This window comes from Anoxynatronum buryatiense, assembly GCF_900182905.1.
Lineage (GTDB): Bacteria > Bacillota > Clostridia > Peptostreptococcales > Tindalliaceae > Anoxynatronum > Anoxynatronum buryatiense.
In genome coordinates this window covers 1-5985 of the sequence record NZ_FXUF01000029.1, presented here as the reverse complement: position 1 = coordinate 5985, position 5985 = coordinate 1, and the positions used below count along the sequence as shown (strand labels likewise).

General features: G+C 38.0%; 7 protein-coding genes. 6 read left to right on the top strand and 1 reads right to left on the bottom strand.

Annotated features, from left to right (window positions below; genetic code table 11):
• Positions 1-67: 67 nt before the first annotated feature.
• A complete protein-coding gene (locus QOL74_RS18200) occupies positions 68-1462 on the bottom strand; it encodes a coiled-coil domain-containing protein (RefSeq protein WP_283410933.1) in 1395 nt (464 codons plus the stop codon).
• Between the two features lie 401 nt (positions 1463-1863).
• Between QOL74_RS18200 and QOL74_RS18195 the strand changes: the two genes are divergently transcribed.
• The 6 genes from QOL74_RS18195 to QOL74_RS18170 all read left to right on the top strand — a co-directional run bounded on the left by QOL74_RS18195 (position 1864) and on the right by QOL74_RS18170 (position 5968).
• On the top strand, positions 1864-2382 hold the full coding sequence (locus QOL74_RS18195; protein WP_283410932.1) for a hypothetical protein: 519 nt from the start codon (positions 1864-1866) through the stop codon (positions 2380-2382).
• Between the two features lie 15 nt (positions 2383-2397).
• The gene (locus tag QOL74_RS18190) at positions 2398-3765 is read left to right on the top strand and encodes a hypothetical protein (protein WP_283410931.1); all 1368 of its coding nucleotides are present in this window, start codon (positions 2398-2400) and stop codon (positions 3763-3765) included.
• Between the two features lie 99 nt (positions 3766-3864).
• The gene (locus tag QOL74_RS18185; protein WP_283410930.1) at positions 3865-4455 is read left to right on the top strand and encodes a hypothetical protein; all 591 of its coding nucleotides are present in this window, start codon (positions 3865-3867) and stop codon (positions 4453-4455) included.
• Between the two features lie 313 nt (positions 4456-4768).
• On the top strand, positions 4769-4909 hold the full coding sequence (locus QOL74_RS18180; protein WP_283410929.1) for a hypothetical protein: 141 nt from the start codon (positions 4769-4771) through the stop codon (positions 4907-4909).
• 15 nt (positions 4910-4924) lie between these two features.
• Complete coding sequence (locus tag QOL74_RS18175) at positions 4925-5314, top strand: GIY-YIG nuclease family protein (RefSeq protein ID WP_346771767.1); 390 nt, start codon at positions 4925-4927, stop codon at positions 5312-5314.
• Positions 5315-5452: 138 nt separating this feature from the next.
• Positions 5453-5968: a hypothetical protein gene (locus QOL74_RS18170; protein ID WP_283410927.1), complete on the top strand. Its 516-nt coding sequence runs from the start codon at positions 5453-5455 to the stop codon at positions 5966-5968.
• Positions 5969-5985: the final 17 nt, after the last annotated feature.

The following is a 5985-nucleotide window of genomic DNA, read 5'->3' as shown; positions in this document are numbered from 1 at the left end:
CCTCCTTCAGCTATCGGTATTCTTCCCGGATCGAGTCAGCAGTTATTTGCCGTAAGGGGATCAATAGTTAAAAGCACAAAATTATTGACAGACCCCCAGGGTGGCCTCCCAGAACGGCACACTTCTCTTCGTTCAACACTTCTATACACTCTTCCACGGCAATTTCGTTATTAGGTACTTTCTCGATAAGTTGATTAGTTGATTCTTTTTCATAGATGTATTCTCTTAAAGCATGCAGTTCACGAGTATTCAACACATTTGACTCAGCTTGTCTATGTAGTTCATGGTTTTCTTTCCTTAATGTACTGTTCTCTTTCATTAATTCTTCCGTTTGATGTAGCAACCGTGATTTTTCAGATAACAAAGCATTGTTTTCAGATATAATTTTCTTTTTTTGTTTTTGATACTCCTTTGCAAGGCGATTCTCAATCTCTTCCACTGCCTCATTGCTTTCTTCGAAATATTGGGTTTTTGTTTTTTTGTACTCTCCTGCGAGAGCATAGATTACCATGCAGGCAAGTATGTGGAACTCAATTTCTGAGTCTTTGATGTTGGAATGCTTTTGAGCATGAACGGTGTTTAGGATAAATCGCTGCATTTCAATTCCACTGAATTTTGTCTTGCGACACAACTCTTCGTGATGAACGCCCACGATGTCTAACCATCTTGTTAGCGACATGGATGCACGTGACCATGGCATTTTAGTTGATTTATTTATGATGTTCTCCGATTCAAGATTGGGATACTCTTCAGTAGCAATATCGTATTCGTACTGTTGGCGTTCGACGATAAAATCATACAGTGTCTGGGCAGCAGGTGCCATCATATTTTTACTAAAGATTTCTAACATCTGTTTTTCATTTTCTTTAAATTCATCATCATTAAAGTAGGCTTCTTGATAGCAAATTACTCCTATGAATTCTGTGATGGCACTTTGAATAAACTCAATATTTGGTTCAAAAAGAATCAGTTCAATTTGTTTAGTAGCACAAAGAAACTGTAGAATAATGTTCTGATATAAGAAGTCTTTAGCGCTTGGAACATCTTCTTTAAAGAACTTTGATACCAGTTGCGTATTAAAGTCTTTTTCTCGGACAATTTTATGACTTTTAACGTAATTCCAAACGAATTTATAGCCTTTATGAATCAATCTGTGAATATCCGAAAAATCTTCAGCAGCTTCGTTTTGGGCATAAATCCCAGCAACCATTTTTAACAAGTGGTTCTGTTTTGTTGTGTAGGAATTGATGAGATTATGGTTATGCCAAATGCTCTTCTGATATGATTGATAGTATTCAGAACGCTTTGAATTGAATTGTTCAATAATTGGCTCACTAAGTTTTGGGTGAGTACCAATAGCACAAATGACTACAAGCGTACAATCAACGGTTACTGAAGCATCTTCTGGTTCAAATGTTACACCTACTCGTTCGTTTAAGAAACCTGATATTAAATCAGCCAAAGTTGTCCATCTCCTTTCGAAACTATTATTATACTTTGAAATCTGGTGATTTTAAAGGCATACCAAGAATAAATTTGATAACCTCTACAAAGAAAATCAATTCCTTATCAAGGAGCATAAGAGCAAAATTGAGTAGTATTTGGAAAAATTTGGACAAATATGCAAATTTTGGCGTGTAGTGTCGAACGGTTGTTGTATAATGGCAATAAAGATTATTCATTGCCCAAAATGAAGCCAATAATAAAGACTCAATTATCCGTGGCGGAAAAACAACAGCAGAAATTTTTCCGAATTGTTATGTGGCAAAAGGTTCGTGGACAAAGAGGTATGAGGTGGATGGACGACCTCTGCACAGAAAGGCGCGGATTGGATGACTAATTGATATGATAGGGAGGATGAAAATGGCTAACACAAAAAACTTTAAATCTCTTGACGCATTAAAGCCGGTTGTAACTATTGTTAATGAGGCAGGCGAAGCAGCTAAGGACAAAAGAAGAACAATAGCTAATAGTTCAATACCGAACGTTTTAGGAGGGGTGTTAGGTGCGGGGGCAGGTGGCGCTGTTTCATTTGCTGCACTCTATGGATTGGGAGTTGCCGGTGTAGGTGCAGCAGGTATAACGTCAGGTTTAGTAACTGCGGGTACTATTATCGGTGGCGGAATGGTTTCAGGCGTCTTTGTCTTAGCTGCTCCTCTTGCAGGTATGACAGCCGCTGGTGTAGGCATCGCTGGAGCTAAGAAACGCAAACAACTGCAACAGGAAAAGGAACGACTTCTCAAAGCCGCTATAGAAAAGCACCATGCAATAGTTGCCTCCCTAAAAGAAGAGGTTAAAATTACAAAAGAGCGGGCAGAATATCTCAATAGCCTAAATATTCTGTTGCAACAGGCCATAAAAGACTTGCAGGATGATTTGTAGGGAGGAGGCAAGCAAATGCCAAAGCATATACTCTCGGAGAGTGAAAAGGACTTGCTAAAAGTTGTAAAAAACGAAAACGACTACGCACAAAACACCCCATCACTTGAACAAACGAAAAAAACTATCGATACAAGGATTGCTGAAAGCGAGGAATTATTGCGTTCAATAGGTCATGGAGACGACTTGAAACGCATAGAGATTGAGAGTGAACCGCAAACACATGATGCACATATTGTTCGCTCGTTTGACGATTTGTTAAAGGATGCAAATGAACGAAATCCTGAGGAGGTAGCGTTTGAGGACATTTTTTCAAATGAGGAATTGGAAGCGAATAGAAAATATATCCGTCAGCTTAATGCCGAGTTTAACACAGTTCACGACTTTGATACTGTTGATGTTATTATACCTGTCGTAGCCGGAATTCTTAGCGGAGCGATAGACTGTTTCTTTGGCGGATTTGTGAAGACTGCTTCTGGTAAAAGTGTCCCCGGAACACTCTCTGACTATGTTGGAAAATTGTTTGACAATGCATTACCCGCCGAAAAAATTTCCGAACTGGAGAAACTTGCGAAAGTCACTTACGATGCACAAGACAATCGCAACACCACTATTTATGTGGATACTTTATCGTCGTACTTCCATCGTTTCTTGCAACTTGGTCACGACCCAATTCTTGGATTCGTTTTCGGTGTCGCAGATATGCTTCGAGGAACGATGACAACCATTGACTATAATGGGAAATTCGTCGTTCAATTTATGGAGAATTACAGCGACAGAAAAGCCTCCAGCTTGTTTGAGGCGATTGCGAAAGTATTCCTCCACATGTTGTCTGATGTAAACACGCCAGCAAGCTTGCCAGTTCCCTTTATGGCACTTTTTAACAAACTACAAATAGGATCTATTGGCGAAGAAAAACTGAACATAGCCGAATTAGTCAAGAGTATGTATGGACAAGGATATGATTTTCGGCATTTCTGTGCTATGTCAATTCCAGTAATGATTATCGAAGTTGTTGTGCGTGTTTCATATTTTGTTAAGCGGCTTGCCGAGGGGCATTCGTTTTCGGAGGCAATTTCTGTTGGACTGAATCATGAGAAGAAACCTAAGTTGGGGACGATGCTTTTCATCGCACATTCCGCAAGCACGGCTATCAACACAGGAAAAGTGATTTTTACAGAGAACCCATTGGATATAAACTATCCACAATGGATTGCATTTACAAGATACTCGGTAAAGCAGTTGAAATGGGTCTTATACAACAAGCCAGCATTACGAGACAAATATGTTATGGATGCCATTAACAATGAATGGAGCGAACTCTCAGTAAGCATCGATAACCTATGGGATGAATACTCAAACGGAACGGTTGTCGTATGTGACTAAGTTCGGAATGTCTGAGGTAATATTTTTTTTGACTCATTGGAGTTGTATAATAGATGGAAACATAATCTAAATGACTGTTTCTTAGGAGGAGTATGATGCATGGGAATCACGCAAAATGAAAAAGAAACAATGATAAAAATCGCTGAAAAGATCAAAGGAATAAATGATTTCTTTCGTGAGAATGGGACAGTGCCTCCAAATAGTTCGGTTCCCGATATGTATAGTTATATGGGAAAATTGAAAAGAATAATGGGAAACTTTGATAATGATATGAGCTATATTGGCTGCCAAATGGCAAAAGAGTATCTTTGTAAACAACATGAGTTTGATTCATTTGATGTTTCGCTTAAATCTCAGTCAGCACCAGGATTAGATGTCGATGAAATGACTGTGAAAAATGAGAGGGTTGTAGGTGAAATAAAAACCACTTACCCTTACGGAAAGTTTGACTTAGGCGCACAGCAAAAAGCTTCATTCAGGAAAGACTTCAAAAAGTTACAGGATGCTCAGGCTGATTTTAAATATTTTTTTGTTACGGAAAATCGAACTTACGATATCATTGCTACTAAATACATGGATGAATTAAGGGATGTAAAGGTTGTCTTATTACCCCAAGCACTGGATAGTGATAACGAGCAAATTGAGACCCCAAAATCCCAAACAAGTCAAACATACATACCTCTCCATTAGTTGAAAAAGTGAAGCGAAGATTAGCGGACGATATCAGAGAGCATATACTAACTATAATATTTGAAAAAGTGCGTGCACGCATGGTGGATGAAATATCGGTATGTTCAGGAGAAGTCCATACTGCAATGAAATTAAAGAACAGGTATGCAGCTGTTTGCAGTGTAATGGAAGGCAAGAAAATTGAACAGATAGGTGGATTCAGTATTATTATGACCGAAGGGCATTATGGAGCTAATTTTAAAGTGTTCTACAAATTGAATGACTGATACTGTCTACTCATAAGAGATTATTTTGTAATTTAAGGAGGAGTGATATGATTTACGACCCGTTAGTCTTGGAGAATGAACTGCTCATTGAAGGATTTTTTCAAGAGATTGATGACATTGATGCACGGCAATTTGATTACTATGGGTTCTATTGCATCAAATTAAAAGATGATGCAATACTGCCATAACCTTATAACGAAAAGTTGTTTGACATAGAGAGCAGGATACTCTACATCGGGGTGGCCAAAGAACAACATCTGAGTAAACGTCTTGAACAAGAAATACTACATAAAGGTGCCGGGACTTTTTTTAGGAGTGCTGGTGCCATGTTGGGACACACTCCTATACCAGGATATCTGAAAAGCAAAAGCAATCAGAATAACTATGCATTCTCTGGGGAAAGTAAAAGAATCATAATTGATAGGCTTAAACGGAACGTAAATATCAGCATAGTGGGATATAAAGGGGATTTTTCAGTTGAACGGAATTTAGTTGAAAAATATCAACCAATCTTAAACATCAAACATAATCCCAGACCTGTAGATGCTTTAATAGAGGCACGTAAACGTAACCGTCTCATTGCGCAAGGATAGTGTTTAATGTGATAATGCGACGTACATAGAATATCATGTTCAATCTAATTCCTTCATTTGCATTACATTTGATACAAATAGATGGCTTTAATTGGAGAATGGATAATTTAAGTATCTCTAACTATATCGGAGGTAAACATGACGGGTTATTACGAGAGCGTATATAATTCACTTAAAAAATATGGTGAGATTCTATTGTTAATTAGCTTGATTTCGTATGGATTTGGCTTTTTAATAATAAACATATTTTTGGCTGCTCATAAAGTTCTTTTAGTAGAGTTGTTCAGGGGAAGATATGTACTTTCTGGGTTGGTGTTTTTGTTGTACTTTATTCCTACAATAGTTAGTTCTGTGTTTATAGGAATACTAATAAAGTCCGCTGCTGAGGAATGGGGAATTATTAAGCGATTAGCTCATATTGTGGCCGTAATTCTCTGCATACTATTAGGTGCTGCATTTAGTGCGTTGCCAGTATTTTTAGTATCTTCAATGGGTAATCACGTTGTTCCTCACACTATTTTACAAGAAAGTATAAATCCAGCTGGAATACTATCTCAATTAACTGATGTTAATATGTCCGAATGTCAACGAATTTCTGAGCCACGTGCTGATGAATTTTTGAGCCATTGTGCTCGCGAATTTATGAGCCAATAGCTTCGTTACTGTCTTTG

Bases quoted from the DNA above. Each gene is read 5' to 3' on its own strand.
- QOL74_RS18195 (WP_283410932.1), top strand. From the start codon at position 1,864: ATGGCTAACACAAAAAACTTTAAATCTCTTGACGCATTAAAGCCGGTT.
- QOL74_RS18190 (WP_283410931.1), top strand. From the start codon at position 2,398: ATGCCAAAGCATATACTCTCGGAGAGTGAAAAGGACTTGCTAAAAGTT.
- QOL74_RS18185 (WP_283410930.1), top strand. From the start codon at position 3,865: ATGGGAATCACGCAAAATGAAAAAGAAACAATGATAAAAATCGCTGAA.
- QOL74_RS18180 (WP_283410929.1), top strand. From the start codon at position 4,769: ATGATTTACGACCCGTTAGTCTTGGAGAATGAACTGCTCATTGAAGGA.
- QOL74_RS18170 (WP_283410927.1), top strand. From the start codon at position 5,453: ATGACGGGTTATTACGAGAGCGTATATAATTCACTTAAAAAATATGGT.